The 26909-nt window shown below is 61.0% G+C and carries 29 protein-coding genes; 21 read left to right on the top strand and 8 right to left on the bottom strand.

Features of this window, described 5'->3' with window-relative positions:
• Positions 1-209: 209 nt before the first annotated feature.
• From ATE67_RS19465 to ATE67_RS21545, 6 genes are all read right to left on the bottom strand, one after another.
• Positions 210-404 (bottom strand): DUF6771 family protein, encoded by a 195-nt coding sequence (locus ATE67_RS19465; RefSeq protein WP_058801131.1) that lies wholly within the window; start codon positions 402-404, stop codon positions 210-212.
• A 133-nt stretch (positions 405-537) separates the two neighbouring features.
• Positions 538-816 carry a WGR domain-containing protein gene (locus tag ATE67_RS19470; RefSeq protein ID WP_058801104.1) on the bottom strand — a complete coding sequence of 93 codons (279 nt, stop codon included), beginning with the start codon at positions 814-816 and terminating at the stop codon, positions 538-540.
• Positions 817-1071: 255 nt separating this feature from the next.
• Entirely contained in the window at positions 1072-2016 is a 945-nt protein-coding gene (locus tag ATE67_RS21540) for a helix-turn-helix domain-containing protein (RefSeq protein ID WP_152998740.1), read from the bottom strand.
• Positions 2017-2274: 258 nt separating this feature from the next.
• The gene (locus ATE67_RS19485) at positions 2275-2997 is read right to left on the bottom strand and encodes a lytic transglycosylase domain-containing protein (protein WP_231728241.1); all 723 of its coding nucleotides are present in this window, start codon (positions 2995-2997) and stop codon (positions 2275-2277) included.
• A gap of 170 nt (positions 2998-3167) precedes the next feature.
• Positions 3168-3605, bottom strand: a complete 438-nt coding sequence (locus ATE67_RS19490) for a helix-turn-helix domain-containing protein (protein WP_058801100.1) — start codon at positions 3603-3605, stop codon at positions 3168-3170.
• Positions 3606-3733: 128 nt separating this feature from the next.
• Positions 3734-4090 (bottom strand): hypothetical protein, encoded by a 357-nt coding sequence (locus tag ATE67_RS21545; RefSeq protein WP_058803399.1) that lies wholly within the window; start codon positions 4088-4090, stop codon positions 3734-3736.
• Between the two features lie 299 nt (positions 4091-4389).
• On the opposite strand from ATE67_RS21545, the gene ATE67_RS19495 reads away from it, so the two are divergent.
• The 21 genes from ATE67_RS19495 to ATE67_RS19595 all read left to right on the top strand — a co-directional run bounded on the left by ATE67_RS19495 (position 4390) and on the right by ATE67_RS19595 (position 25619).
• Positions 4390-4713: a TrbC/VirB2 family protein gene (locus tag ATE67_RS19495; RefSeq protein WP_414892802.1), complete on the top strand. Its 324-nt coding sequence runs from the start codon at positions 4390-4392 to the stop codon at positions 4711-4713.
• Between the two features lie 59 nt (positions 4714-4772).
• A complete protein-coding gene (gene traL / locus ATE67_RS19500) occupies positions 4773-5057 on the top strand; it encodes a type IV conjugative transfer system protein TraL (protein ID WP_058801098.1) in 285 nt (94 codons plus the stop codon).
• Positions 5058-5060: 3 nt separating this feature from the next.
• Entirely contained in the window at positions 5061-5660 is a 600-nt protein-coding gene (locus ATE67_RS19505; RefSeq protein WP_058801097.1) for a type IV conjugative transfer system protein TraE, read from the top strand.
• Between the two features lie 11 nt (positions 5661-5671).
• A complete protein-coding gene (locus tag ATE67_RS19510; RefSeq protein ID WP_231728242.1) occupies positions 5672-6463 on the top strand; it encodes a type-F conjugative transfer system secretin TraK in 792 nt (263 codons plus the stop codon).
• 2 nt (positions 6464-6465) lie between these two features.
• Positions 6466-7797, top strand: a complete 1332-nt coding sequence (locus ATE67_RS19515) for a TraB/VirB10 family protein (RefSeq protein ID WP_082656929.1) — start codon at positions 6466-6468, stop codon at positions 7795-7797.
• Between the two features lie 14 nt (positions 7798-7811).
• On the top strand, positions 7812-8639 hold the full coding sequence (locus tag ATE67_RS19520; protein WP_058801096.1) for a DsbC family protein: 828 nt from the start codon (positions 7812-7814) through the stop codon (positions 8637-8639).
• On the top strand, positions 8639-8893 hold the full coding sequence (locus tag ATE67_RS19525) for a hypothetical protein (protein ID WP_058801095.1): 255 nt from the start codon (positions 8639-8641) through the stop codon (positions 8891-8893). Before ATE67_RS19520 ends, ATE67_RS19525 begins: the two co-directional genes overlap by 1 nt.
• 4 nt (positions 8894-8897) lie before the next feature.
• Positions 8898-9518: a hypothetical protein gene (locus ATE67_RS19530; protein WP_156417119.1), complete on the top strand. Its 621-nt coding sequence runs from the start codon at positions 8898-8900 to the stop codon at positions 9516-9518.
• The gene (gene traC / locus ATE67_RS19535) at positions 9518-12094 is read left to right on the top strand and encodes a type IV secretion system protein TraC (RefSeq protein ID WP_058801093.1); all 2577 of its coding nucleotides are present in this window, start codon (positions 9518-9520) and stop codon (positions 12092-12094) included. Before ATE67_RS19530 ends, traC begins: the two co-directional genes overlap by 1 nt.
• Complete coding sequence (locus tag ATE67_RS19540) at positions 12091-12477, top strand: hypothetical protein (RefSeq protein ID WP_058801092.1); 387 nt, start codon at positions 12091-12093, stop codon at positions 12475-12477. The genes traC and ATE67_RS19540 overlap by 4 nt, the downstream gene beginning before the upstream one ends.
• On the top strand, positions 12470-13045 hold the full coding sequence (locus tag ATE67_RS19545) for a TrbI F-type domain-containing protein (protein ID WP_058801091.1): 576 nt from the start codon (positions 12470-12472) through the stop codon (positions 13043-13045). The genes ATE67_RS19540 and ATE67_RS19545 overlap by 8 nt, the downstream gene beginning before the upstream one ends.
• Complete coding sequence (locus tag ATE67_RS19550; RefSeq protein WP_231728245.1) at positions 13011-13598, top strand: S26 family signal peptidase; 588 nt, start codon at positions 13011-13013, stop codon at positions 13596-13598. The genes ATE67_RS19545 and ATE67_RS19550 overlap by 35 nt, the downstream gene beginning before the upstream one ends.
• A gap of 41 nt (positions 13599-13639) precedes the next feature.
• Positions 13640-14251 carry a type-F conjugative transfer system protein TraW gene (gene traW / locus ATE67_RS19555; protein WP_231728243.1) on the top strand — a complete coding sequence of 204 codons (612 nt, stop codon included), beginning with the start codon at positions 13640-13642 and terminating at the stop codon, positions 14249-14251.
• Positions 14248-15312 carry a conjugal transfer pilus assembly protein TraU gene (traU, locus tag ATE67_RS19560; protein ID WP_152998742.1) on the top strand — a complete coding sequence of 355 codons (1065 nt, stop codon included), beginning with the start codon at positions 14248-14250 and terminating at the stop codon, positions 15310-15312. Before traW ends, traU begins: the two co-directional genes overlap by 4 nt.
• Positions 15282-16067 carry a type-F conjugative transfer system pilin assembly protein TrbC gene (gene trbC, locus ATE67_RS19565; RefSeq protein ID WP_231728244.1) on the top strand — a complete coding sequence of 262 codons (786 nt, stop codon included), beginning with the start codon at positions 15282-15284 and terminating at the stop codon, positions 16065-16067. The genes traU and trbC overlap by 31 nt, the downstream gene beginning before the upstream one ends.
• 101 nt (positions 16068-16168) lie before the next feature.
• Entirely contained in the window at positions 16169-19240 is a 3072-nt protein-coding gene (locus ATE67_RS22075; RefSeq protein WP_331458706.1) for a conjugal transfer protein TraN, read from the top strand.
• Positions 19241-19244: 4 nt separating this feature from the next.
• A complete protein-coding gene (locus tag ATE67_RS19575; RefSeq protein WP_152998743.1) occupies positions 19245-19646 on the top strand; it encodes a hypothetical protein in 402 nt (133 codons plus the stop codon).
• Positions 19647-19679: 33 nt separating this feature from the next.
• The gene (locus ATE67_RS19580; RefSeq protein ID WP_058801087.1) at positions 19680-20081 is read left to right on the top strand and encodes a hypothetical protein; all 402 of its coding nucleotides are present in this window, start codon (positions 19680-19682) and stop codon (positions 20079-20081) included.
• Complete coding sequence (locus ATE67_RS19585) at positions 20062-20922, top strand: conjugal transfer protein TraF (RefSeq protein ID WP_082656928.1); 861 nt, start codon at positions 20062-20064, stop codon at positions 20920-20922. Before ATE67_RS19580 ends, ATE67_RS19585 begins: the two co-directional genes overlap by 20 nt.
• The gene (locus tag ATE67_RS19590; protein WP_058801086.1) at positions 20922-22370 is read left to right on the top strand and encodes a conjugal transfer protein TraH; all 1449 of its coding nucleotides are present in this window, start codon (positions 20922-20924) and stop codon (positions 22368-22370) included. Before ATE67_RS19585 ends, ATE67_RS19590 begins: the two co-directional genes overlap by 1 nt.
• A 24-nt stretch (positions 22371-22394) precedes the next feature.
• Positions 22395-25619 carry a conjugal transfer protein TraG N-terminal domain-containing protein gene (locus tag ATE67_RS19595; RefSeq protein ID WP_058801085.1) on the top strand — a complete coding sequence of 1075 codons (3225 nt, stop codon included), beginning with the start codon at positions 22395-22397 and terminating at the stop codon, positions 25617-25619.
• Positions 25620-25655: 36 nt separating this feature from the next.
• On the opposite strand, the gene ATE67_RS19600 is transcribed toward ATE67_RS19595, so the two are convergent.
• Together ATE67_RS19600 and ATE67_RS19605 are read right to left on the bottom strand one after the other, a co-directional pair.
• Entirely contained in the window at positions 25656-25871 is a 216-nt protein-coding gene (locus ATE67_RS19600) for a hypothetical protein (RefSeq protein WP_152998744.1), read from the bottom strand.
• Positions 25872-25989: 118 nt separating this feature from the next.
• Positions 25990-26718: a SprT-like domain-containing protein gene (locus ATE67_RS19605; RefSeq protein WP_058801083.1), complete on the bottom strand. Its 729-nt coding sequence runs from the start codon at positions 26716-26718 to the stop codon at positions 25990-25992.
• Positions 26719-26909: the final 191 nt, after the last annotated feature.

A 26909-nucleotide genomic window follows, 5' to 3' on the forward strand; every position in this document is an offset into this window, starting at 1 on the left:
TCCGCGCGGCGCATTGCCGGCACCAAAAATGGCGCGTCGCGTCGCGGAAACTATCGTTCCACCCCTTGCGCTCAAACCGCCACCAGAGGCTCGCCGCGTGAAATTTGGCGCTATGCCCGCACCGGCATGTGACCAGCACAGCATAATGCCAGACGGCCGCCTCGAATATGTGCGTGGCGCGACGCAGTCCATCCCTCGTATTCTGCACGTCACAGCGCCAGCGCCTGCTGCTCGCCGGCGATCGCGCGGGAGACGGGCGGCGATAAATGATCGACGATCGCGCCGGCGAGCTCCATCGCAGCATCGATACGAAGATGCTCGCGCGGCTCGGTGAGGCCAAGTTTTGCCCACCCCGGGGCAGCCAGCAGAGCGTCGGCGATCGCATTTTTGTCGAGTCGGTTCATTCCCATATCGGAACATAAGAAGAACATTAGCGCAATGCGGATTCGACGGGCCGTTTCGAGCGGGCAGGACGATGCGCCGTTCGGGATTGAAAAGGAATGACTCTTTCTGTCGAGCCCCGCGGCGGCGCACCTCCTATTGGGACTGGATCCGATAGGATGTTCCCAAGCGGCTTTCGGCGCTGTTCCGTCGCGCAAGGACAGAACGGACATAGCGATCGGCTTCGGTGCCGTGCGGGAATGAGCGGATTTTGCGCTGACCTGCAGCTCCGATCCGTCCCCAACGGGTCTCGACGATGATGGAACCGAAAAGGTCAATGCTCGCGAGAATGCTGTAGCGGCGATGGATGTTCCGCGCGGGATTGCGCGCGATCAGCTCGATGTCGATTTCATCGAAAGGCGTGCCGGTTTCCATCCGCGTAGTTTAGTCCCGGTGCCCCGCGGCGTCGCACGAATTTTCTAAATCGATCTCGGCACAGTGATTCAGCAGCTCGATCATGGACGAGGAACAGTGCAGCGGATTTGGGGCAGGGCATCATAGCGGCGAACACTGACAGAAATTGCCTGCTCCCATTGGGGAGCATCCGCCGGCATAGCCGGCGGTCCCGACCGTGAAGGCCGGCGCTTTGGAGTTTTTAATAGCGCTTTTCGTGAGGGGCGATCTGCCCCTTTATGTCGAATTCATTGGCCGACCAGGCCAATTCCCTTTGAACGTAAGAGAATCTGACTCAGATTTGAGCGGTTGAGTATCTTTTTGAGACTCGCGCTCCTCGATCGTGCGCGCCATGCGGGCAAGGGTGTCGAGGAGAGCGAATTCTTCGGACGGTTTGTTCTGGATCCGACGTTGCTGCATCCTGCGATGATCGTTTTCTTCGGCCTGCAGGCGGACCAGCTCGTCGTCGGGAAGCGGGCAGGGCGTGCGCTGGCCGTTCAACCAGCGATCCAGTCCAGCGGGCCATTCCAGGCGGTAGGCATTGGAGGTCTGTTCGAAGCGAGGCCCGGGCCCGTCGCGCTCTAGGCGTTTGCATCTGCGCTGGATGAGCAGGAAGCCGGCGTCCCTCAGCTGCGCGATCGCGCGCGCGACCGTCGCGCGAGCGAAGCCGGTTTTTTCGATGAACCAGTCATAGGTCGGGTAGATCTCGCCTTTGCATAGACGGCCCAGCTCGCAGAGCAGTTTGAAGATGGCCGTCGCGGATTGCGACAGTTGCGGTGGCAACATCGATGGCGGTGCCGAGCCTATGGCTGAAGCTCTTGCTTGCCGGCGATGGGCGCGGAGCTCGTGACGGCGTATCCGCGCCAGGTCGACCGCTGCTTGATGTAACCGATCTGTCTCCCCCTTTTGATAGGTGCGCCAGAAGCGATGCTCGAAGCTTCCCTCCTCGAGACTGCCACGAAGCACGGCGGCGCCGGTCTTGTGCGCCGAGCCGGATCGCGTTGGAACGCCCGCGCGCCGAAGCACGCCGGCGGCCGCCGAAGCGAAAATATGCGTCATCGTCTGTCCTCCATCGGAGGGCAGCTGAAAGCGGGCAAAAAAATCCCGTGGCGCGAAGCGCGCATCATTGACAAAGATGTCGAAGGAGGTTAGCTCAAGCTTCCAGCTTGTTGTGGAAGCCAATCAGGAAGTCCTAATTCCTGGCTAAACTCGATGCGATGCCCGGCCTTCGTGCCGGGTTTCGTTTATCCGCTCACGGCGCCCCCATTCTTGTTGATCCCTGAATCGGAATTGCGATGGTGCGCGCTGGCGGATTGCGACCGCGCGCGCATGAAGATTGCCGCCCCGGTCAAGGGGCGGCAATCGAGAGTCGGATTCATGGTGGCAAAGAGAGTCGAAGATGGGCGCGAAACGTGATGCGCGGATCTCATGCGTCCCCCGTCATTTGCTTCCGCCTATGCCGGCGCTCCGTCGGAAATCACCGATCCAAACAGCCCGCGCAGGCGGGGGCGATGCCTGCGCGGGCTCCAGTGGCCGATGATTGGATTCAATCACGCGCCAGTTGGTAAGGATCTTCGTGACGTAATTTTGCGTTTCGGTGATCCGCGGAACGCGGCGGACAGTTCGAACGCGCCCAGGGCCGGCGTTATATGCAGCCAATGCAAGATCGACGCGCCCGAATTCCTTCAGCTGCCAGCTCAGATAGCGTGCGGCGCCACGAAGGTTTCCGTGCAGGCTGTAGCGATCGACACCGAGCTGCTTGGCCGTTCCAGGCATGAGCTGACCGAGCCCGAACGCCCCCTTCGGACTTACCGCGACGGGATTGTATCGGCTCTCCTGAATCAGCATCGCGTCCATCAGGCCAATAGGGAGTCCGGCTTCGCAAGCGGCGCGCTGAACGAGTGGATAGAGCAGGCGCCTGCGTTCCTCGGCCGTGCGACCGAGAAGGCCGGACGATGAATACGCTTTGGGCGAGCAGTTTCCGATCGTGGGCAGTCCAAGCGCAAGATTGGCAAAATGATTGGTCGACTGCCCCGAGCGCATCCATCCGGGAACGCGGATGGAGCGCACAATTCCATAGCTGTCGGGGCTAATCGCCGAGAATGTGTTAACGCTGGGCGCCGTGTCTTCGCTTCTCCGCATGTCGCGGAAGTCGAGAAGCATTCCGTTCGATACAGCGTCGATGGGTGCGGTCGGCTGGGCAACCGGGGTCGAGGGCGCGGAAAAGTCGAGGAGTGCAACTCGCCGGACCTGCGATTGCGTTTCGGCGTGTGCCCCGGCGCTTAAAGCCAGTTGCCCAATCAAACACGAAATTATGGCCCCCCGCTTCATCATTAACGAGGGGTTCGGAAGCTGAGGAAGGGCTGGCGGAATCGCGATCGCGGTCCGAGTAATTCCAAGACTAGCAGCTGGATCTTCTCGAACAGGGCATTGGCCTCCCATTCACGAAGATCGTCATGGAGTTGGCAGTCGTCGGAAGACAGCGTCTGCGCTAAACAGGGCACGAGCAACGCCAACAGCTTTGTCGGCGGCTCATCATATGCTTCGACGGACTGGAAAATTTCTACCGCGAGAAACGCGCGGACATTATCGATGCCCAGCGCGTCGGCGATTTCGTCGAGCCGATCTCGTTTCGGAATCGAGCGGCCTTTCAGGAAGGCGCATATTCCAGAGTGATGGGCATCAAGCTTTGTAGCAAGCTGCCTTGAAGACAAATTCTGTCGTTCCGCTTCCTGTCGATACAGGTCCGCGTAGAGTTCTATTACACTCATCGCCCCATCCTTGTTGAACGCAGTCCATATTTTTATGACTTTCGATTAGCAAACTTGCGACGCCACGTTGCCAGCAGAATGTACGGAATCGAAAATGTCAATATTAGAGAGCGTTAATCGGACGGTTTTTATTCTCCTGTGATCGTCGAAAATGCGAGCCGGTGCAGCTCAATGTTCGAGACGACGCGTCCTGCTCGGGCAGCAAGGCGGTATCGCGCGGCGCTCAGAACGTCATTTGTCGGCTTGCTGAGGTGAATCGACACAGCGATGTCACCTTGTAAATCACGTTTGTTAGCGTAGAGTAGCAAATCCTTAGTAGTAAAGGATTCGATCGCCTCTAGACGATGCTTCACGATATAATCGAAAAGCTCGGCTGGATTTTTGATTTCTCGTTCAGCTATTGTTAGCCTGTACATGGCAAGCGCAAGGCTTTGCAGGAATTTGTCGCTGACTTTGTATTGGATTGAGACTCGCGATTTTCTCATGAAAAGTCGTCAGCTATGATACCCAAAGGTGTGAACGAAAGCCGCCGAACCGGCTTCGCATCATAGCTGAGACTGTCGCGTTAAGCCGCCAGCGTGGCGCGCTAAATCGACGCGGCGTCGCAAAAATGCGACACACTTTTACAACGAATCACGACAAAAAGAACAATTGCATCCAGATTGGTGCATTGTCGCGTAAGATTCTTGCTATTTGCTTGACAGCCCCTCGCCCCGGCGAGTCCCAATGGGAGCGGCGCCCATGCGGCGTCGTTTCAACAGATGGGAAATGAACCATGCAAACCATGACCATGACCAAGGACCGGGGGCTGTTCCGCAAGGAAAATCTTCCGCTTCTGGCAGCCGTCGCGTTCCTCGCGTTCGTGCTGCTCGCCGGTCCGGCATTCGCCGGCACCGACACCACCTTCGATACCGCGTTCAACAAATTCACCGCGTTCCTCGAAGGTTCGGGCGGCAAGATCATCACGATCATCTCGCTCGCGCTTGGCCTCGCTGGCATGGCCTCGGGCCGCTTCAGCCTCGGCCAGATCGCTCTTCCCGTCGGCGTCGGCATCGGTGTCGGCACGGGCGTTCCGATCGTCACCTCGGCCGTGACGGCGATCATCTGATCTGGGCGCCCCGGAAGCGCACCTCAAGTGCGTAACCGGGCAAATGGGGCGGGGCGGTTATGGATCGCTATGTGATTCCCGGGAAGCTGGATGAGCCCGAACGGATCGGGATCTGGACCATGGACGAATTCGTCGCGATGGCCGGACCCTTTTTCATCGGGATCCTCGCACAGCATATCATTTGGGGCATTTGTTTCGGAATCTTGGGTTGGTGGGTCCTCCGTAAAGCGAAGGCGGGACGTGCTGGTTCATGGCTACTGCATATGGCCTATTGGTATCTTCCCAGCGGTGTCATGGGCATCCGGGCCGTTCCGCCTTCATATCTTCGATTGATGGCGGGGTAAGCGATGGAAGCGGGATTCAGCCAGGCGCAGGCGCAGCGCGTTCTTAAACAGCGCAACATGCTCGTGCTTGCGAGCATTGGGCTTGCGATCATCACGATCTTTTCGCTGGTTGCTGCATCGGCGCGCGATCGTGAAATTGTGCTCCAGCCGGTGCTGACGCGGCAGATCGAGATCAGCAGCGCGGGAGTGAGCCGGGAGTATCTTGAGCTCGTCACGCGCGATGCTTCGGTGATGATGCTCAATCGAAGCCCGCAAAATCTCGACTATTGGATGGAGTCCGTTCTGCGGATCGTCCATCCTTCCGCCTATGGGCGGATCAAGGGTGATTTGCTCAAGATCGTCAACGATCAGCGGGGCTCGAGCGTCTCGCAATTTTTCACGATGGAAGCCATGCGCGTGGATCCGAAGAGCCTGACGTCGGAGGCGACGGGCACCCTCCACACGATGGTCGGCCGTCAGGAAGTGGGCGCGGTGAAGCGCACTTTTCGTTTCGAGTGGAATTATACGGGCGTCGAGCTCCGGTTGACCGGTTTCGGCATCGTGGTTCCCAACAAGCCGGGTGAGGACGCGCCGATCGGCGCCATCGCACCTGCTCCCCAATGATGGAGATGCTCATGCCTTTGGCACTTGGCACCGGCGGCGTGCTGGTTTCGTCGCGCTCGCTCGATCGGCTTCAGCGTGCGCTCGGCGTCACGATGATCGGCGCTGCGTTCTTGATCGCGCAGACTGCGCGGGCGGATGAAACCGTAATGGTCGAGGACAATTCGCGCGTTGCGTGCGTGGCGTCGGAAAAGGATCTGACGCGCATCAGCCTGATTGGCGACGAATTCGCGAGCGTGTCGAAGGTGCAGCCGACGAACCCACTCGATGATTTTTCGGTGGTGAACGAACCGACGCGCGGCGACATTTATCTGTCGGTCCCGGAAGGCTTTCGCCTGAAGCTCCTGTCGTTCTTCGGAACGACGAAGAAGGGCTATGTCTATAAATTCGGCTGCCGGATCGAGGCAATCGAAGCGCAGCAAATCTTCGTGTCGAACCCGCTCGCGATGGCGAAGTCGGAAGCCGTCACAGAGTCGGAAGAGGCCGCGCCTGACGCCGACGAGACGGCGGTGCGACTGATCCAGGCAATGGCATCGCAGGCGATTGTTCCCGGCTACCGGATGCGCCGTTCGGCACTCGTCCCGGTTCAGGCTGGGGACCTCACCGTCCAGCTCGTCGCCGAATATGAGGGATTGGATGTCGTCGGCCGCGTGGTGCGGATCGAGAATAGTTCATCAGCTCCAGTCGAAATCACCGAAGGGCGCATTGCGCCCTCCGACGCGCTCGCCGTGTCGATCGCCAACCCGAAGCTGGCGCCGCGACAGGCGACGTCGGCCTATGTCGTCACCCGGAAGGAAGGGAGCTAATCATGGCAGGTCTGGGGTCATTTCTGAAGCGCGGAGTGCCGCGCGGTGAAACCGCGGCCGCGCCTTCGGTTCCGGAAGGCGCGAGCCTCACAGTGAATGAAGGCGTCGAAAAGCGGCAGCGGATGCTGCTGTTTGGCGTTGGCGGGCTCTTGCTGACTGCAGCGGTCTACTGGTTGTTCTTCGCCGGCGACGCCGAGACGGATCCGAATGCGCCGAAGGACATGGCCTCGGAGAACATCAAGGTCTCGACCGACGATCTCGCCGCCCGAAATCTTTCGGAGAAAGAATGGCTGTCGATGTCGGAAAATCGGCTGACGCAGCAGGATAATCAGCTTCGCCGGATGCAAGGGCAGGGCGACCAACTCGACCAGATGCAGGCGCAAATCGACGCGCTGCGCTCGGAAAATCAGAATATGGCATCCGAAGGGACCCGGGTTCTTTCCGCCTATGACGATGAAAACCGCTCCCTGAAAGAACAGCTCGCTGCGGCGCAGGCTGGTGCCCGCCCGTCGGCGGGTCCGACCGCGCTCTACGGCGCCGGTGGGCCTGCAGCATATGATCCGGCGGGGGGCGCGGCGGTCGCTGCAGCGCAAGCGCGACGCGAGCTCAAGGTTATCAGCTTCGCGGCAACGCCGGCGTCGACGGGCGGCGGATCGAAGGCGGCCCCGACCGGCAACCTCTTCGCGTCGGATAGCCCCAATTATTTGCCTGCTAACAGCTATGCCAAAGCGCGGGTGATCGTCGGCGTCGATGCGGCGTCGAACGTCCAGTCGCAGTCGGATCCGCTGCCGGTCGTCCTTCGAATCGTGGGGCCGGCGCGTTCGGTCGCGCAGAACGGCAAGGTGCTGACAACCCGGATTGACGGTTGCCTGGTCAACGGGGCGGCGCGCGGCGATCTCTCCTCCGAGAAGGTCTATGTGAAGCTCGCCAAGATGACGTGCCCGCAGCCGGGAGGCCGGTACGCGGAGAGCGAGGTCAAGGGCTTCATCGCGTTCGGCGGCAAGACCGGCGTGCGTGGGCGCGTGGTCAGCCGCGAGGGGAGCCTGACGATGCAGGCGTTCTTCGCCGGTCTCGTCGGCGGCATCGGTCGCGGCTTCTCGGCCAACTCGAACAGTTTCCTCTCGGGTACGACGACCGTCGTCAACGGCGAGCGTCAGAAGCTGTCGACAGGCGACATCGCCAAGGGCGGGATCGGCGAAGGCGTGAGCCAGGCCGGCGACATGCTCTCTCAATATCTCATCGAGCGCGCTGAACAATATCAGCCTGTCATCGAGATGCCGACCGGCGTCGAAGTCGAGATCGTGTTTCTCGACGGCGCATTCATTCGCAATTGAGGAAAGGGCTGAACATGAAGCTCAAGATTGGTTTAGTCGCCGCATTGCTTCTCGGGGGCGCCGCGACGGCGGTTTATGCCGCCGATCGGCTTGAGCCTGGCCGGGTGTCGGCTCTGCTCAAGACGCGCCTGCCGAAGACCCAGGTGTCGGCGATCGACTGTGAAAAGGTGGCGGGGCTTTGCGAAGTCGTCGCCGGCAAGACGCTCTTCTACGTCGACGGGAGCGCTCGCTATCTGATCGTGGGCCGGGTCTATGACATGGAATCGCGCCAGGACCTGACGGCCGCAAAGCTTCTCGAAATGAACCCCGACATGTTGCTCGGTGGAGCGGCAAAGGCGGGTCTTGAAGAAGAAAGTGAAACGCCGGTCCCGCAGATGGCGGCCGCCGGTCCGGCAGGTCGAGCAGCACCGCCGCCCGCTGCCGCGCAGAAGGTCGACCTGTCCAAGCTCCCGGCGACGGGCGCGATCGTCTGGGGCAATCCTTCGGGCACGCCCGTCACCATCTTCACGGATCTTCATTGCGGCTTCTGCCGTGCCCTTGCCAACGAACTTGAGCAGATGAATGTGCGCGTGATCGAGCGTCCGATTTCGACGCTTGGAACACGCGATCTTTCGAACCGCGTCTATTGCGCCAAGGACAAGCCGCGGGCCCTTCGAGCCGCTTATGCGGGTGCGGAGGTGGCGCCGGCATCGTGTGACACCAGCGGTCTCGACGCCAATGAGAATTTTGCGCGATCGCACGGGTTCAGCGGCACGCCGGTGCTCGTTCGCTCGGATGGCACGGTTCTGGAGGGCTATCGCCCGCGCGCGGTGCTCGAGACCTGGCTGAAGGGAGGCCGCTGATGGCTCCCGTCGATCGATTGGGCGGGGCGATTTTTGTCCTGTTCCTCGCGAGCCAGGTCGGGATGATCATCATCGTCAATTCCTATTTCGCGGAATTCGGACCGGCAGGTCGGTTCGCTCTGATGTTCGCGTTTTTCAAAGCCGTGGCGATTTGCATGATCCTGTTCGCCAGCATGGCTGGTGGAGCCATGGCGCTGCGATCCGTTCGGTCGAGGCGCGCTCAGATTCTCGAAATCGGCAACGGAAGGAGCTGACGATATGCGTAGCTTGGGTCTGGTCGCAGGTGCGTGCCTCATTTCCCTCGGCGGGTGCGCGTCGATGGGTGGCAATATCAAGGGCAATTTCATCTGCCGCGCCCCGGACGGGATTTGCTCGCCCACCTCGAACATCGACGATCAGGCCATTGCGGCGATGACAGGCGGGGCCGCCACCGGCGCTGTGGCGGGTGCGGCGGCTCCGAATGCTTCGGTTCCCCAGTCCGCGGGTTCGCTGAAAGTGGTCTTGCCGGCGAGGACCGATCGTTTCGGTCGTTGGCGCGACGAAACCGTCGTCTACGTTGAGCCTCAATTTGCCTCGGCTGCGAACGGCGATAGCCAAATTGCGTCAGGCTCGCCGCGGCCCGCGCGATTGTCGCTGGTAGAGCTTGCCGCCGGCGCGCCGGCCCCTGCTGAAATCGCTAGTGCCGCGGTGCAACCGACTGGCAAGGCCGTGACGGGGGAGGCATTTCGCGCCGAAGTCGAACGCCGTCTGGCGGGACGGAAAGGCCCGGAGCCCGTCGAGGTGCCCCCGTCGAACGGCCCGGCGCAAGTCAGCGACGCCGGCGACGCCGTTGTGTCGACACCCGCGCTGGCCGCTCAACCGACGCCGGACGGCAACTGATGGCGGGCTGGTTCGACAAGCTGCTGGGCGATTTGCTCGGTGGGCCTCGCAAGGTCGATAAGGCGGTGCCGTCGACCTCGATCCCGATGTTTGCGGATTGGCTGCCGTATCGCAGCTTCGATCCGAAGACCGGTCTCTATTATAACAGCGCGTCGCGCGGCTTCATTCTGGAGGTTTCGCCCCTCGTCGGCGCCGACGATCGGACGAGCGAGATTATCTCGCAGTTCCTTTCCGAAGGCATTCCCGACAAGACGTCGATCCAGATATTGCAGTGGATGAGCCCCCGGATCGCCGAACGAATGGTTCAGTGGTTCATCCCGCGCCAAATGGCGAAAGGCGTTTACGAGCGGATTGCACAGCATCGCGCGGATTATCTCGAGGGAGGGGTGTGGTCGAGCCTGTCCGCCGACGCTCCGTTTCATCTGCGATCGCACCGGGTTTTCATTTCGCTCGGCGTGCCGGAAGGTGCGAAGGTCACTGACGAGGAGCTGATTACGCTTCGGGAATCGATGGCGTCGATGCTCCGCTCGATCGACGTCGAGGCGCAAATCCTCGATCCCGTTGGACTTCTTAAGCTCGTCGATGATCTGACGTCACCGACCACCGTCTCCGGTGAAGATGTCGTCGATTATAACCGCTTCGATCCGATCGCGGACCAGGCGGTGCGCCGGGATATGGAGATCGTTACCGATCCCAACCGCATCCTCATCCGCACCGAACGATTTCGCGCGCTCGGCGCGCTGCAGGACGGGGTGCCCGACATCGGCGAGATCGTGCCCGACCGGTTCGATATTCGCTGTTACGCGATCCGCAACCTGCCGCCACGCTGGGCTCCGTGGGATACAGTGAAGCTGATTGGCGATCCCTATTTCGACAAGCTCCGGATGCCGTGCCCGGTGGCGACGATGCTCACCATAACCTATCCTGATGAACAGGCCGCCACCTCTCGTGCGGCCTTCAAGTTCATGCGCACGACGAGTCTGGCGAATTCGCAGAGCGCGAAATTCACGCCGCAGATCCGCGACCAGTCGCGCGAGTGGGAATATGTTCAGGACCAGCTCCGGCAGGGCCAGAAGCTCGTTCGCGTCTTTTATAGCGTGATGAGTGTCTCGCCCTACGGCGAGGGCGATCGCCACGAACGCAATTTGAAAGCCGTATACAAGGCCGCGGGCTGGGAGCTTCAGGACGAACGCTATCTGCAAATGGCGGGGCTGATCTCGGTTATGCCGCTGACCATGGCGAATGGCCTCGCGAAAGATTTCGAGCGACTGAAACGCTTCCGCACGATGCTGACCACGACGGTCGCCAACATTGCGCCGCTGCAGGGCGAATATAACGGCGGTCCGATTCCGCATCTCTTGCTTCTCGGCCGCCGCGGCCAGCCGTTCTTCTGGTCGCCCTTCGAGAACACTGCCGGCAACCACAATGTCGCGGTGTTCGGAAAGTCGGGTTCGGGCAAATCGGTCGCGCTGCAGGAAATGACCTCGGCGCTCGTCGGCGCCGGCGCGAAGGTCATCGTGATCGATGACGGCCGCAGCTTCGAGCATAGCTGCAAACTGCAGGGCGGGGCATTTGTCGAGTTCACGATGAGCTCGGGCTTCTGTCTCAATCCCTTCTCGATGATCGACGCTGATGAGGCCGCGCGCGACGAAGATTATCGGCTCGACTGCATCGCGATGTTGAAAGCGATCATCGGCCAGATGGGTCGGCATATTGACCGATTGAACGATACGGAGCGTGGTCTGATCGACGCGGCCGTCAACGCCGAATGGGAAACGAACGGCACCCAAGGTTCGATCGACGGTGTTATCGAGGCGCTGAACGCCAGACAGCATATACAGGGCGAGGAGCTCGCGATCGCGATGCGGCCCTTTTCCAGCGCCGGCACCTACGGTCGCTTCTTCACGGGTCAGTCGACCTTGAAGATCGGCGCCGATCTGACCGTGTTCGAGCTCTCGGATCTGTCAGCGCGCGAGGAACTTCGTTCCGTGGTCCTGACGGCGATCATGTTTCTGTCGAGCCAAGCGATGCGGAAGGATCGCAGCACGCGGAAGGCATTGCTGCTGGATGAAGCGTGGCAGCTCCTCAAGGGCGGCTCGATGGCTGATTTCGTCGAAACCTACGCCCGTACCTGTCGCAAATATGGGGCGTCTCTGATTACCGCCACCCAGTCGCTCAATGACTATTACAAGTCCGAAGGGTCGATCGCGGCGCTCGAGAACAGCGACTGGTTCGTGATCCTCCAGCAGAAGCCGGAAACAATCGCCGATTTCAAGAAGCTCGATCGCTTCGATATGAATGATGCGGTCGAAGCGATGATGCGTTCCCTGAAACGCAACGGCACCGAATATTCCGACATGCTCATTAAGGGCCCGGAGATGCTGGCGATGGGTAGGTTGGTGCTCGATCCCTATTCGGCGACGCTCTACTCATCGAGCCCGCAAGTGTTCGCGGCGATCGACGCGAAGACGGCCTCGGGCATGAGCATGGCTGAAGCGATCGAGGACGTCGCGTTTCCGGGCTCCGTAAAGGGCCGCCAGGGCGGCGGCACCGATTATGCGGTAGCGGCGGAATGAGCGCCGCGCAGCCTTCTGCCATTGGCGCGGGCTCGGCTCCTGCGCGGTCTGCTCGCGGTACACTCCCCGGGCGATCGCTGTTCCAGGACATCGCCTATTCGTTCGTATCGGTAACGTGCTGGCTCGCGATCAACTGTCTGGCTGCCGCCGGCCTCTTGCTCGGCTTCTTCGCACTGATGGCTAACCTCAGCGTCGACCAGTTTTTTGCCGAAACGGCGAACCTCTCAAATCATTATCTCGCGGCCGACGGCGATCGGCGCGGCGAGTTTGCGGAGCTGCTTCTGTATCTCTTTGGCGGCTTCGTTCTGTTTTTCTGCATCGTGCGGCGCTCGGCGCTGCTGTCGGTAGCCGCTACAGCCAAGGGGGCAATTTCCAATGACTGAACAACTCGCATTGACGATCGGTGGAGAGCCGCTCGTTCCTTCGGCCGAAGGCGAGGCGGCGCCTACGGCCCGCCGGCGCGGATTTGCCGGTTTCAGCTGGGGTCAGATTTTGGGGGGCACGGCCCTCGTTGCCGCGCTCGTATGGGGCGGGTGGGCAACCCGCGAGCTCATGATTCTCAAGGAACGGCGGATCGTCTCGATCAGCCTCGCCGGCATGGCGAACGATTTCATCATGGCGGAAGCGCGCTCGGGAGCTAGCCCGGAACAGGTCGATTCCGACACGCGGCATTTTATGTCGGCCATGCAGCGCACCCTTCAGGACCGCGCGGCCGCCGGCGAAACGATCGTGGTGAGCGAAGCAGTGGTGGCGGCCTCGATGCCGGACATCACTCCCGATGTGCGCGCAGCGGTCGGCGAGTTTATCAAGCGCAATCCGCCGCCGCGTGTGGCGGCGGCCGCTCCGGCTCCCGCAATGCCTGCTCTGATGCCGTCGACGCCAGCGGCACCGCCTGCAGGAAGCTCGCCTGTCTTTGGTGGTGGTGGTCTGCTGCCCGGCGGCGGGCAGTGACGCGATGGGCGCGCTGCGATCGCCTTTCCTTCGCAACACGGTGATCGCGATCGGTCTGGTCGCGGCTACCAGCGCGTGGCTCTCGCTGGACAGCTACGCGCAGCGGCACGGATTTTTCATCAATCGATCACCGTCGCTGCCCAACTGGGCCTATTATTTCGAGCGCGGGAAGTCCGTAAAGCGCGGCGAGGTGGCATTCTTCGCGCCACCGTCCAACCCGCTTGTCCATGCTCATTTTGGCGCCGAACCGCCGGTCTTTGGCAAGATCGTCTATGGAATGCCCGGTGACACCGTCTCGCATCGTGGTTCGGACGTTGTTGTGAGCTGGGCTGCTGGCGCCGGCAATGACGCACCATCGGAGCAGCTGGTGGGTAAGCTGAAGCCGGTATCCTCCGTAGGCGAAAAACTGGCGCCGGGGCCGACGGGCGTGATCCCGAGCGGATGCTATTACATGGGCAGCCCGCATCCCGACGGCTTCGATAGCCGCTATGCCGCCATCGGCTTCGTATGCACCCGCCAGATTGTCGGAGTATCGAAATGGTCGCTGCTATGACACGCGCCGTCCTTCGCCGCACTGCGTTGGCCACGGCGCTTGTGCCGTTCGCGCTCGTCGCAAACATGCCGAGCGCCAGTGCAAAGGATTATGGTCAGCAAGGTGCCGTGTTCCGGATTTCCGAGCCCGATCTCCTGCGCACGATCGAGCAGAAGCTTCGCACGCTCGAGGCGAGCGGCGGCATCGAACGGATGAACGCGGAACTGACCCGACGCACGGAAGCTGGCGTCCGCCGTCCCCGACCCGTCGTCGGCATCGCGCTTGCCGTTCGCGAGCGGAGCTGGATCTTCGACCCGACAATGCAGGTCGACAAGGATATTCTCGACAACAAGGGCAATGTCATCGCGCGCGCTGGCCAGCGCGTGAATCCTCTGGATTTCGTGACGATCCGTCAAAAGCTCGTGTTCATCGACGGCGATGACCGCGACCAGATACATTGGGCACTGCGCCGCTTCGATGACCGCGGCGCCAAGCTCATCATGGTCAAGGGGGCGCCGCTTGATGCGATGACCACCCATCAGCGCCGCTTCTATTTCGACCAGGGCGGGTTTCTTGTCGGCCGCTTCGGGATCCGAGCGGTGCCGGCGGTGGTCGAACCGAACGGGAAGACGATGCGGGTTTCTGAAATCCCGCTCGGTGTGGGGCGCAAATGAGCTCCCGCCTCTCCAAATCTGTCGGCGGGATCGTCAGGGCCGCTCGCACGTCCGTTCGCGCCGCGCTCGCGGCGCTGACCTTCGCGATCCTTGCTCCCGTAACCGCTGGGGCCGCGGGGATCGATGGGACGCCGGGGAAGTGTACGGGCAAGTTCGTGAACCCCATCACGGACGTCTGCTGGTCGTGCCTGTTTCCGTTGTCGGTGGGTGGCCTGAAGATCATGCCGTCGGATCGACCCGACACGGACAATCCCGATCTCCCGATCTGCGCTTGCGGGTCGCCGCTCCCGCGCATTGGTGTAGCGATGGGCTTTTGGGAGCCGGTACGCCTTGCCGATGTCACGATGAAGCCGTGGTGCTTTGCGAGCCTCGGCGGCAAGAAGATCTCGCCGGGGTTCAATATCGGCCACGGCCGCGCGGCGGATAGCGTGGACGGACATGATCGCGGCGCGAAATGGCACGTCCATTGGTATGTCTATCCGTTGCTCTACTGGATGGAGCTCCTGACGGACGTTGCCTGCCTCGAGCAGTCGTCATTCGACATCGCCTATGTCACCGAAATCGATCCGCTCTGGCAGGATGATACGCTGACGGCGCTGATCAATCCGGAAGTCGCACTCTTTGCCAATCCGCTCGCGCAAACGGCGTGCGCGGCAGACTGTGGCGCCGCCACCGGTAAACTTCCGCTCGACCCGCTCTTCTGGTGCGCTGGCTGCCTCGGGCCGATGTATCCGATGAACGGAAACATCTCCGCGCACATCGGCCACGTTCAGTCGAGCCGGCTCGCACTGTCGCGCTTCGCTTTCAAGCTTCATCGGCAAGGTATCGCGTGGGGGACGATGGGCAAGAAGGGGCTCTGCGGCAAATACATCATGCCGATCATGAAGAAGCAGCAATATCGGTTCCAGGCCACGGTGCCGTCGCCGATGGTGAAGGGACGCTGGGCCTGCCCGCCGATCGGCGCCTCCGACATGAAGCCGGGATCCGGCAACACCTATCCCGCCGTTGGCGAAGACATGGGCTATCTTGTTTGGAGGAAGCGAAATTGCTGCGTCCTTTGAAAAACCTTTCCGAAAAAGGGAAGTTCTTTGCCGGTGCCGCGATCCTGTCGGTTTGCGGTGGCGGCATTGCCCTCGCGCAGAACGTCGAGGGGCTCGACATTCAGCAGATTATTGGTCGCGGCGAAGCGGCCGATGCAGACGCGGAAGCGCTCATCCGCGAGGTTTCGCGCCGCGGCGATGAGATGCGAGCGGAGGCGAAGGATGCTGCCGACGCCGGCAATCGCAATCTGGCCGAGAATAAGGGTGTGCTTGGCGGCGGACCAACGGGGCCGATCGATTTCGACCAGATGCTTGCCGCGTCGACCGATCTCGAGGCGAGCGACAAGGGGGCGCCGCAGCTCATCGTCTTCGCCTCCCTGTCGATGCCGGAACAGAGCCTGAAAAAGCTCATTCGCGATACCGCGAAGGCGGGTGGAACCGTCGTCTTCAATGGTTTCCCCGGCAACTCCATGAAAGCCTTTCAGCAGGGCATCATGAAGGTGGTCGACAACCAGGACGCTTACGGGAGCATCGGGATCGACCCGCGACTGTTCCGCGCGTTCGATGTGACCGCCGTGCCCGCGATCGTCGTCGTGACGTCCGATTTTGAACTGTGCGACGGTTTCGACTGCCGAACGATGGTTCCGCCCTTCGACCGGATGACCGGAAACGTACCGCTCGAATATGCGCTGGAGACCTTTGTTGACGGGCGGGGCCCGGGATCGGCGATCGCGAACCAGGCACTGTCCCGGTTGAAAAGGGGGCAGGGGTCATGATCTATGCTATGAATGGCGCTGCAATTGACCAGAGGGTTGGAACTGGCTGTCTCGGCCGTCGCTTCAGCCGCTCGATGGTCGCGATCGCGGCCGCGCTTTCTATGGCTATCGGTCCGATGCCCGTCGTTCGGGCTCAGACCGCCCCGTCGGGCGACATCACGTCTGCGCAGAAAGACGGCGAAGCCTTCGCCAAAACGGGCAAAGAAGGCGCAGCCTCGATTCCGGATCAGGAAGTCACCGGGGACGTCATCCCCGGGTACTCCACCGCTCCAAGCGATCTGTCGAATCTCTTCGGGAGCGATGACGGCGCTTTGAACTCCGCCGGTGGCTCGGCCGTCGGCAATGAAGCTTGGGAAGTCATGATGGGCGCCGATGCAAATCGCGCGACTGTCGACCCTGCGTCGTTCGAGGACATCATCAAGAAGGGCGAGGAGATCAACGAAAACGCCGGCAGCTCCGAGCTCGGCGAAGACATCAGCAACACGCCGGGAACCTGCGAAGAGGTCAAAGTCGGCGAGAAGCAGGATTATTACGACGCGACCTGCGATGTCGGCGTCACCGTGACGACGCCCGATCGCGTCGAGGAGCTGAGCTGCCCCGATGGCTATACGCTGGTTGGGCGGACTTGCTCCAAAACGCTGACGCAGCCTGCGGACGTCACCTACACCTGTCCGGACGGCGGTGTGCTGCAGGGCACAACCTGCGTGGTCACTCAGCCGGCGTCCGTGTCGAGCCATAGCTGTCCCGCGGGCTTCTCGCTGCAGGGGACAAATTGCGTTCGCACGACGACTGAACCGGCGGTCATCACCGGCTACAGCTGCCCGGCAGACTATATGCTCGAAGGAGATCGTTGCGTCCGGACGCTCGAGCAATCGGCGACGCCCAACTACAACTGCCCTGCAGGCTATGTGCTGGAAGGAACCACCTGTCGGTCGAAATCGACCTATGCCGCGACCGCAAGCTATAGCTGCCCGGCTGGCTATAACCTCTCCGGCACCACTTGTTCGCGGACGCTCTCGCAGCCAGCTGATGTCTATTATACCTGCCCTGCGGGTTACGATCTGAACGGCACGACCTGCACGCAGACCGGGACCTATACGGCGGTTCCGAACTACAGCTGCCCGTCTGGTTATACCTTGTCGGGCACGACCTGCACTGCAACCGGAAGCTATGGTGCTACGCCCAATTATAGCTGCCCGAATGGCGGCACGCTGCAGGGCACCGAATGCGTCACCTCGGGAAGCTATGCGGCGACCGCCAGCTATAGCTGCCCCAACGGTGGAACGCTGAACGGCACGAACTGCATGACGACATCGCAGACGCCGGGCACCCCGGTTTACCAATGCAGCGGTTGGGCGATTCCGATGGATCTCTATACCTTCGAGGGCGCGCCCTATTGCGGCATGGCGAAAACAGGGAAAACCTGTCCCACCGGTTGGATTGGTTTCTACAAGGAAGGCAAGGCTCAAGGCTACTCCGGCACGAAGTGCTTCTTCCACCCGAAAGTCAATTACACTTGCCCCGGCGCCTATGTCGTCGAAGGCTCGATGTGCACGATGGTTTCGGCAACGCCGGGGACTGTCTCCTACAGCTGCCCGAATGGAGGAACCCTCAATGGTACGACGTGCCAAACGAGCTCGAGCAGCCCCGCCACCGTCACCTATAGCTGCCCGAGTGGCGGCACGCTTGCCGGCAACATCTGCAACACGAGCAGCTCGTTGCCGGCAACGGTCACGCATACCTGCCCTAATGGGGGCACGTTGAACGGAACGACCTGCACAATCGTCACGTCGACGTCTGCGAGCCCGGTCTATTATTGTCCGTCGGGCTATAATCTGTCGGGAACCACTTGTTCGCGAACCGAAGAGTCGAGCGCGACGGTCACCTACAGCTGCCCGAACGGTGGCTCGCTTTCGGGTTCGGTCTGCACGATCGATCTCGCTCAGCCGGCGGACGTGACCTATAGCTGTCCATCGGGCTGGGAGGTCCAGGGCGACAAGTGCCGGTCGGTTCTCTCGCAACCCGCGACGCCGATCTTTTCGTGTCCGTCGGGGTACAGCCTCAGCGGCAATATGTGCAGCAAGACCGAAACCCAGCCTGCGACGCCCAATTATAGCTGTCCGACCGACTTCACTCTGTCGGGTACGACCTGCACCAAGACCTATCCCGCGCAGCCCAATTACAGTTGTCCCGCGAATTATACGCTTTCGGGGACAACCTGTTCGATGACGCTGTCACTGCCTGCAACCGTCACGATGGTCTGTCCCCCGGGAGCCACCGAGCAGAATGGCACTTGCTATGGCGAGAGCGCGGGCCAGAGCGAATGCGCGGAGCTCGAGGCCAATCCAAAATGCAGCCATGTGCGCGATACCTGCCTCGACGAAGAGCCGAACGGCCCCTGCAAGGTCATGGAGCGGACGTTCAAATGTCCGATCCCGAATTCGCCGCCGACCGATGTGAAGGAATATGTCTGCGGCGGATCGATGTATTGCATCAACGGGAGCTGCAGCGAGATTGAGGACGAAGCGTCGAACGAGTTCAAGGATGCTCTCGTTGCGATGGGCGCGATCGACCAGGTCGGTAAGGAATTCGACCCCGACACCTTGGGTCTGTTCAAAGGCACGCGCGAGACGTGCCACAAGCCCGTATTCGGGCTGGTCAACTGTTGCGCCGGCAAGGTGTCCGGTCTGTTCTCGGGCGGTGTTGCCGCCGCAGCTGCATGGGCCGGGCTTAGTGGGGGTCCGGCGGCGCTGGCGGGCGTTGCCACCCAATTCTTGACCACCTTCCTTTGCTCGAATGAAGAAAAGCAGCTCGACGTGAAGGATCGCCTCGGTCTGTGCGTCTCGATCGGCAGCTATTGTTCGTCGAGCTTCCTCGGCGTCTGCCAGACCAAGCGCAAAGCCTATTGCTGCTTTGAATCGAAGCTGACGCGCATCCTGCAGGAGCAGGGGCGGCCGCAAATCAACAAGCCGTGGGACAAACCGAAGGAGGAGCAGTGCAAAGGCTTCACCGTCGAGGAATTCTCGCGCCTTGATCTCAGCAAAATGGACTTCTCGGACATCTACGCGGATTTTCTCGAAGCCGTGAAGCTGCCCGACGAAGCGCAGATGGCGAGCGACATCCAGGCGAAGATCGACGCCTATTACAAGCAGCATGGACCGGGAGGGAATTGACAGGATGACCGACTCCACGCCGATCAGGGCCAACACTGAGCCTTCACCGGCAAATAATCCACCGCGGTCGCTGCGCGCCGTGGTGGCAGAGCGTTCGGATTTTCCGGACGTCATGGTCCATGAGTGGACCGTCTTGAAGCTGTGCAGCGGTGACCAGCCGCTGGAGGCCGATGAGATCAAGTATTTGGTCGACGGATTTTTTTCTCCGCCGCTGACGATGCTCGACCTTGCCGAGCTCGTCGATAGCCTCGTCGAAAAGGGCTGGCTGGGCTGGCAGGGAGATCGCTGGAAACTCCAAGCGACGACCTTAGGGCACGAAGTTTTAGCGCGCATCGGAGGCTCGTTCAGGCTAGCCGACTTTTCGGCTGACTTGGTCAGCATGGCGAAAGGGAGGCCGGACAGATGATCGTCTGCGAGGCCAGCAAGGGAGATGCCGCGCATGGACAAGGACGAGTTCGATCGCTTGAGCCCCGAGGAGCGCAAAGCGCATCTCGAGCGGGTCGAGCGCATCATTATGGCGCCAGGCCACTGGCCCGACGTAAACAGTCTGCAGCTCGGTTTGCTGCTGCGAGCCGGCGGGGACGTTCCGGTTCCGCCCGACGAAATCATGCTGTCGATGCAAAACTGGTTCGGAATCAATCCGCAAGAGTTGGCGGACATCTGCAAGCCGATGATCGAAAAGGAATGGCTCTCGGTGGATGCGGAGGGCGCATTTCATACCACCCCGCTCGGGCGGGAGGTGCTCGATATGCACAAATCCCCGCTCACCAAAGCCGTGATGTGGTCCATCCGGAGCGGGCTTACCAACATGGAGGAGAAAAATGAGGACGGCGATCCGTAACGCAACTGCATTTGTCGGCGCTATCTTTGTCGCCGCGGGCACTCCCCTCCACGCACAGTCTCACCCCGATTCGGGTGAGTCGCAATCCTCGGCCGAAGAGCCACTGCCGGATGCGACAGACGAATCTCCCAATCAAGACTTCTACTGCGGTGCCCGGAAACTCGGGACCTGGTTCTATTGTGACAAGCCGAAACCGCGACCGAGTACCAAACCGGCGCCGGCAGTTGCTTCGGCGGCCGCCAGCGAACGGCTTGCGGCGATCAGCAAGCAACTGGACGAGCTGAAGGCACGAGCGATCCTCGAACCCTCGGAGCAGAATGTTACCGCCTATATTCGCTTCCAGCGCGAACAGCTCGATCGCGCGTCGACATTCTCCGATGTTTGGCAGCGCACGATGTGGCAAAATCCCGAATTGGACTACACGCTGCAGCGCCCGGTATCGACGCTCGCGAAACGAGCATGGATCGACAACCGCAAAGCCGAACAGGAAGCAGCGCTTCGCAATCTGTCGCGCCGCTATGGGATTTTCTATTTTTATGCGCAGAGCTGCGGAGCGTGCGACATTTTCGCTCCGATCCTGAAGTCGCTTGCGACTAGCAGCGGTTTCAATGTCGTCGCTGTGTCGATGGACGGTGGTCCGAACGGCGTGTTTCCGAATTACGTCGTCGACGTCGGTCAACACGCCAAGATGGGGCTGACCTCGAAGGCAACGCCGGCGCTCGTTCTCTATGACACCGTCAACCGGCGCCCCATCCCGATCGGCACCGGCATCCTGTCGGCCGACGAAATCACCGAACGCATTTTCACGCTCACGAGCACCAAAGTTGGGAGCGACTTCTGATGACCGGAATCACATTCATCGCGCGGATCCGCGTAGCAGTCTCGCGCATCCGCATCGGCGTCATTGCCCTGTCGGTGGCCGCCGCGCCAGCACAGGCTGGCGTTGGCGACGAAATGAGCGATTTCTTCAACGATATGGGTGCTTCGGCGAATGCGACCGGCGCGACCGCCTATCAGGGTCAGTCCGCCGGCTATTATTCGCTGGGCTCGGTCTGGGCGCGTTTCCCACAGAAGAGCGTCTATCCTGCGAACATTCAGCTTCCGAAGGTTCGCGCCGGCTGTGGCGGTATCGACATATTCTCGGGTTCGTTCTCGTTCATCAATATGTCCGAGTTCGTCGCGAACCTGAAGGCGATCGCCAACAACGCGATCGGCTTCGCGTTTAAGCTCGCGATCGACAGCATCAGCCCGCAAATCGGCGGGGTGATGGATCAGCTTCAGGACATTGCCAACAAGGTGAACCAGTTCAACATGCAGAGCTGCGAGTCCGCCGCGGCGGCCGTCGGCGCGGTATGGCCGAAGGTCGATGCGGCCGAAGACCGCATCTGCCAGTCGATCGGCACGTCTGCTGGTCGGTTCTCGGACTGGGCGAAGTCGCGCCGGGGATGCGGCAACGGTGGCGAAAGATCTTCCACAATCAATTCCAACACGGACCCCTCGCTTGCGGCAATGACTCCGGGGCCCAAAAATTACGCCTGGGACATGATCAAGCAATCGCCGCTCGAGAGCGCCGATCGGCAGATGCGCGAGTTGGTGATGACGCTGACCGGGACGATCGTCGTCGGCAAGCGGCCGTCCGACAATGATCCGCTGCCGATCATTTATCGAGGCGAGGGCGATCCCGCGATCCTTGATGCGCTCCTCGATGGCGACAAGGCGATCGACGTCCTCGGCTGCGACGAGACGGACAAGTGCCTGGGCCCGGGCAAGCGCACGATCCCGGCGCTGGGAGGGACAGCCCTCCGCCCGCGTGTTGCCGCTCTCATCCAGTCGATGAGCGATAAGGTTCGCACCAACGCGGCGCTGACCACGGAAGAGAAGAACCTTCTCGGTGTCGCCAGCATCCCGCTCTATAAGGTTGTCGCCGTGCAGGCGGCATCCGGCTTCAATCTCTCACCGGGCGAGCTGAATTCGCTGGCGGAGGTCACCGCGATCGATCTTCTCAATTCGATCGTCCAGCGGATGCTCGACCAAGTTGCTGCAGGCCAGTCGAACAACAGCAATCAGGCTGACTCGGAGAACCTTCGGCAGTTCAACGAGCAGCTCGCGCGCGTCCGCCAGCGGCTGTTCGAGCGCGAAAGCACGGTGAACCAGCGCGTTACGCGGACGTTCGAAATCGTCGATCGCGCGATGATGATCGAAAGCACCCTGCAGACACGGATGGCGCCGGGAATGGCGGCCTCCCTCAACTTTTCCCGCGCCTTGTCGGCGCAAGGTTTGCGGCCCTGATTTCGGGCTGAAGGAGCGCGTGCGATGATCGAGGTCTTCACGGTCGGGGGCGGGGAGTATCTCGTCAACGTCTTCAACGCGGTTGCGTCGTGGGCGGGCTCCGGCGGCTACCGGGGCCTCATTCGCGTTGTGATGGTTATGGCCTTCACCTGGGCGCTCCTGGTCACGGCCTGGAATATGGATCCGCGTGCACTGCTCAAATGGTTCATGCAGGCGACCCTGATGTATATGGTGGTCATGGTGCCGACGATCTCGGTCAAGGTCACCGACCGTACCAACCCGGGTGTGACAGCGGCCGTGGTCGACAATCTTCCGATCGGCCTCGGCCTGGTGGCCGGCTTTACCAGCCAAATCGGCGACTATCTGACGCGCGCGGCCGAGACCGTTTTCGCGATGCCTCAAGTCCTCAACTATTCGACTGGAGGCATGATCTACGGCGCGAAGCTCCTCGATGCGACGCAGGGCCTTCGGATCGACGATCCGGTGTATGCGACGAACCTCAACGAGCATTTCAAGCAGTGCGTCTTTTATGACATCCTGCTTGGCCGCAAGACCTATGACGACATTCTGAAATCTCCGGATCTGCTGAGCGCTATGGGGCCGGGGTCAGTCGCCCTTTCGCAGCAATATATCTATCCCGACGGGACCTCGGGGATCGTCACCTGCGAGACGGCCTACAATTTCATCCGCAATGGATGGAACGGTTATTACGCGGTCGCGGCACCCAAAATTGCGGCACAGTTCTTCCCGGGTATCCCTGTCGCGCAGGCGTCGACACGGCTGAACAACGACATGGGCGGCATGACCGCCGCGGGGATGGGCTCGAGCAGTGGCCAGCTCATTCGGCAGGCTATGTTCATCAACGCCTTGACGGAAGCTCGGGACAGCTTTGCTAGCGGTTCGGCGCAGGGCGCGATCGATGCGTTCGCGCAGACCCGTGCGGACATTCAAACGCGCAACACCTATTCGACGATCGCGTCGGGCGCGATGAAGTGGGTTCCGCTGCTGAACATCGTGCTGACCGTCGTTTTCTATTCGCTGTTCCCGATCCTTTTCCTGTTGATGCTTCTGCCGACGAACGGAATGACGGTCGCGAAAGGTTACATCACCGGCTTCTTCTATCTTGCCGCGTGGGGGCCGCTATTCGTCATTTTGAACATGATCTTCATGTCGCGATGGCAGGATTCCTTGGCGTCATGGGGCGCGAGCGGCGGCATGACGGCGGCAAACTTCTCCGGCATCTCGGCCGTCAATCAGGATGTCGGCGCACTTGCCGGCTACATGATCATGTCGGTGCCGTTCATCGCTGCCGGCATGGCGAAGGGGGCAATGGCGATCGCATCGCACTCGGCGAGCTTCCTTTCGCCCAGCCAAAATGCCGCTGAACAGGCCGCGGCCGAAGCGACGACGGGCAATTACTCCTATGGCAACGCGTCGCTGATGAATCGCCAAATCAATACGCTCAGCCGCGATCAATATTCGACCGCGCCGAGCTTCCATACCGGCGCCGGCTCGATCCAGCAGCGTTCCGGCGACGGCGCGTTCACCCGGTACAACGAGGATGGCACCTTCGCATACGACACGAGCCAGGGCATTTCGAACCTCGGCTTCGCGATCTCAGCGAGCAAGGATTACGGCTCGCAGCTGCAGAAGGGACTTAGCCAAGGTTCGGGCGTCGTCGAGCAAAAGCGGGTGGCGGCCAACGATAGTTGGGCGACGACACGCACGGAGTCGGCCCGTCTCTTCGATACGGCGCAGACGTCCGCGAGCGCGACTACCGAAGAAGGCCGATCGCTGCAGTCGTCGATCGCGCAAGTTCAAGATCTGTCGTCACAATGGTCGAATACGCTTCAGACCCAGTTTGGCATGACGAAGAGCGAAGCAGATAAATTGGCTCGTGATACGGTTCTGACTGGCAATGCCGGTATTGGAGCATCTGGGTCACTTAGTGGCAAAAAGGGTCCCTTCTCGGGCCAAGTTGACGGGAAAATGAGTATCGATGGCAAGTCCAGCGATACTCGGATTTCCGAACAAGGTGTTTCAACTCAGAATGCAAACACTGACGCCTACCAGTGGCTCGAAAAGGAATCGAATTCGGAAGCCGCGCGGCAAGCGCGCGAGAGCTTCTATCGCGCAACCACTTCGTCGACCGACAGTCAGGTACGTGGTCTGGGGCAGGAGGTGTCACAGGATCTGAGGCACTCACAAAGCCTCAGCGAAGAAGCCTCGCGCGCGGAAGAACAGTATCAGCGCTGGTCGAGCGAATTTTCGCAGTTTGAGCGCGACGGCTACGCGTTGAACAAGAATTTGAGCCAAGATTTTGTCCGCTATGCTCAAACCGCGATGATGGATCCGCAAAATCGTCATCTCGATCAGAGCTATCACCCGGGTCTGGTCAACATGACAACGACGCAGGCGATGACCCAAGACGCGTTGCTGAAGCGATTCATGGACGATCGCGTTGATCAGATGCACCGCGATCTTGGCGTTGTCCCAGACGCGCCGGCGGCGACGATCGCAGGACCTGCGTTCTCCACGGCCGCCGACATCCGTGCGATCGGTGCTGCGGGCATGGCCGATATCGCATCGCGCGGCCCGGCGGTCGATGTTTCCGGGACAGCGCGCGATGTGGCCCTCGAAGATAATGTCAGCGGCCGTCTCGACGGTAGCGTGGCGCGGCTCGATGACTATGGACAGGGTATGAGAGCCACCTTGCTTGGCGATCGCCGTCAGGCTGACAGTCTTGGAGCGACAGCAGAGGCCCGGAATGACTCCTGGGTTATTCGCACAATGCCGGGAGTGGCCTCGGCGCTGACGGCGCTTGGGCTGGACAATGCGGCAGACGCCCCGCTCGGCGGGCACCGGGTCAATCTCGGCGGCGTGGCCGCTGCCGCCGGCCTCGGCGTAAAGGGCGGAGCCAATCTCAGCTCAATGGACTCGAGTATGGCGCCGGCGCTGACGGCCGCTGCGGCGTCTGCTCACGCGCTCGGGCTGCCTCAACGCGTCGTAACGTCCGCCCGCGACAGTCAGCATTCTCGCGGTAGTTTGCATCCCGAAGGGAAGGGGCTTGATCTGCGCGGGAATGACATCAGCGTCACTCAGGGCCGCCAGTGGGCTCGCGACGTTCGCGAACGCCTCGGACCAGACTATGACGTCAATTTCGAGACGTTCCGCGACAATCCCGCGAACAATCACCTGCACATTGAACATGATCCGAAGCCGCGCGGAGGAAGAGGCCGCAAGCGTTGAGTTTAGCGGCCAGCGGCAACTAACCGCTGGCCGTGGTCAATGTGTTCCGAAGACCAAGATGAGCCCGAAATAGGCCGCAACTAGCGCAAGCCCGGCATACAAGAGGCGCGTGCCCCAAGGCCCGAGCTCCGTCATTTCTTCACGATCGACCGATACGCCAGACACATCGCTGAAAGCCTTTCGGCCGTAGAGCGGATGCGACGGGTCGTAGAGCCGCCTGGAGAGATCATCGTCGAAGCTATGGTCATTCATGGCAAAATCCTTCAATGCGAACATACAGGAAACACCCCAGAACGGCAAGGTTCCTGTATGTTTGCAGGGAAGGGCCAGGAGGATCCCGCTAAGCTGGCGGCGATGGCTCGCTCGATGGTCACGAGGATGGTACGAGCTCGGCGAGCTCACACCCGTCATTTCCACACAGCAGCCGGAGCGAGGGCTTTCCCCATGCCTGAGCCGCACAGATGGGACAGCGAAACTTGACTCGATTCGATCGATTGCCCGCTACTGGCTCTAGCACGTCGGCGATCGCCGACCCGAGCGCCGCGGCCGAAGAGGTCGGCCGCGTTGGCGCCGCCTCGGTCGGCGGAAAGCGATCGCACCATGATATTTGAAAGTCGCGCGTCAGCAGCTCGTCGGTAGCCAGCATGAACGGCCCTCCCGGGATTGGATAGTCCGCCATCTTTTGGCCGGTCCTCGCGCCGCCAGGCGCGCCGGTGCTCGACGGCATGAGACCGATCGCCTCCATCTTCTTGGCCCACTCCTGATTATGATACCCGGGCCGCGAAGGATTACCGAAGTGGGCCTGCCAGGCGTGTACCATTTCGTGGACGATCGTCTGAAGGATCTCGAGCAGCGGGACCACCGCGAAGTAGGAAGGGTTGATGGCAATTTCGTCCGTCGATCGCTGGTCGACCGTGTGAACAAAACGGCGGCGCGAGAAATAGCCGTAGGTCCGCTTCTCACGCTGCATCGTGATCAGGCAATAAGGCAGTTCGCCGGCGAACAGAGACCGATTGTAATGATCGAAGGCGCGCTGCAGCTCGGCGTAAGCCTGCGTTGTGGGATCTTGCGCCGCAGAATCTGATGGATTATTTTGCACAAAACAAAACTGGCATATTTTGATTCCATGCTCAAGCCACGGGACAAAGCTTGCGGCCGCTGCGTCTTTGCCAACGGTCGTGGAATTTTTACCAGTGCGACGCTATAGCGCGCGTGTCAGAGTCGATGAACTATCACCGTGATATGCCCCTGTCGCGGCAACGGCAGGGGCAAATTCATCCACCGCGATGC

This window comes from Sphingopyxis sp. H050 (assembly GCF_001468265.1).
Classification (GTDB): Bacteria; Pseudomonadota; Alphaproteobacteria; order Sphingomonadales; family Sphingomonadaceae; genus Sphingopyxis.

Coding starts and splice junctions, on each gene's coding strand:
- ATE67_RS19510 (WP_231728242.1), top strand. CDS start 5,672: ATGCCTTTGGCACTTGGCACCGGCGGCGTGCTGGTTTCGTCGCGCTCG.
- ATE67_RS19590 (WP_058801086.1), top strand. CDS start 20,922: ATGACCGGAATCACATTCATCGCGCGGATCCGCGTAGCAGTCTCGCGC.
- ATE67_RS21545 (WP_058803399.1), bottom strand. CDS start 4,090: ATGAGAAAATCGCGAGTCTCAATCCAATACAAAGTCAGCGACAAATTC.
- ATE67_RS19485 (WP_231728241.1), bottom strand. CDS start 2,997: ATGCTTCTCGACTTCCGCGACATGCGGAGAAGCGAAGACACGGCGCCC.
- ATE67_RS19525 (WP_058801095.1), top strand. CDS start 8,639: ATGGCTCCCGTCGATCGATTGGGCGGGGCGATTTTTGTCCTGTTCCTC.
- traC (WP_058801093.1), top strand. CDS start 9,518: ATGGCGGGCTGGTTCGACAAGCTGCTGGGCGATTTGCTCGGTGGGCCT.
- ATE67_RS19595 (WP_058801085.1), top strand. CDS start 22,395: ATGATCGAGGTCTTCACGGTCGGGGGCGGGGAGTATCTCGTCAACGTC.
- ATE67_RS19585 (WP_082656928.1), top strand. CDS start 20,062: ATGAGGACGGCGATCCGTAACGCAACTGCATTTGTCGGCGCTATCTTT.
- ATE67_RS19495 (WP_414892802.1), top strand. CDS start 4,390: ATGACCATGACCAAGGACCGGGGGCTGTTCCGCAAGGAAAATCTTCCG.
- traL (WP_058801098.1), top strand. CDS start 4,773: ATGGATCGCTATGTGATTCCCGGGAAGCTGGATGAGCCCGAACGGATC.
- ATE67_RS19515 (WP_082656929.1), top strand. CDS start 6,466: ATGGCAGGTCTGGGGTCATTTCTGAAGCGCGGAGTGCCGCGCGGTGAA.
- ATE67_RS19600 (WP_152998744.1), bottom strand. CDS start 25,871: ATGAATGACCATAGCTTCGACGATGATCTCTCCAGGCGGCTCTACGAC.
- traU (WP_152998742.1), top strand. CDS start 14,248: ATGAGCTCCCGCCTCTCCAAATCTGTCGGCGGGATCGTCAGGGCCGCT.
- ATE67_RS19575 (WP_152998743.1), top strand. CDS start 19,245: ATGACCGACTCCACGCCGATCAGGGCCAACACTGAGCCTTCACCGGCA.
- ATE67_RS19465 (WP_058801131.1), bottom strand. CDS start 404: ATGAACCGACTCGACAAAAATGCGATCGCCGACGCTCTGCTGGCTGCC.
- ATE67_RS19490 (WP_058801100.1), bottom strand. CDS start 3,605: ATGAGTGTAATAGAACTCTACGCGGACCTGTATCGACAGGAAGCGGAA.
- ATE67_RS19580 (WP_058801087.1), top strand. CDS start 19,680: ATGGACAAGGACGAGTTCGATCGCTTGAGCCCCGAGGAGCGCAAAGCG.
- ATE67_RS19530 (WP_156417119.1), top strand. CDS start 8,898: ATGCGTAGCTTGGGTCTGGTCGCAGGTGCGTGCCTCATTTCCCTCGGC.
- ATE67_RS22075 (WP_331458706.1), top strand. CDS start 16,169: ATGGCTATCGGTCCGATGCCCGTCGTTCGGGCTCAGACCGCCCCGTCG.
- ATE67_RS19470 (WP_058801104.1), bottom strand. CDS start 816: ATGGAAACCGGCACGCCTTTCGATGAAATCGACATCGAGCTGATCGCG.
- ATE67_RS19505 (WP_058801097.1), top strand. CDS start 5,061: ATGGAAGCGGGATTCAGCCAGGCGCAGGCGCAGCGCGTTCTTAAACAG.
- ATE67_RS19520 (WP_058801096.1), top strand. CDS start 7,812: ATGAAGCTCAAGATTGGTTTAGTCGCCGCATTGCTTCTCGGGGGCGCC.
- ATE67_RS19545 (WP_058801091.1), top strand. CDS start 12,470: ATGACTGAACAACTCGCATTGACGATCGGTGGAGAGCCGCTCGTTCCT.
- ATE67_RS19540 (WP_058801092.1), top strand. CDS start 12,091: ATGAGCGCCGCGCAGCCTTCTGCCATTGGCGCGGGCTCGGCTCCTGCG.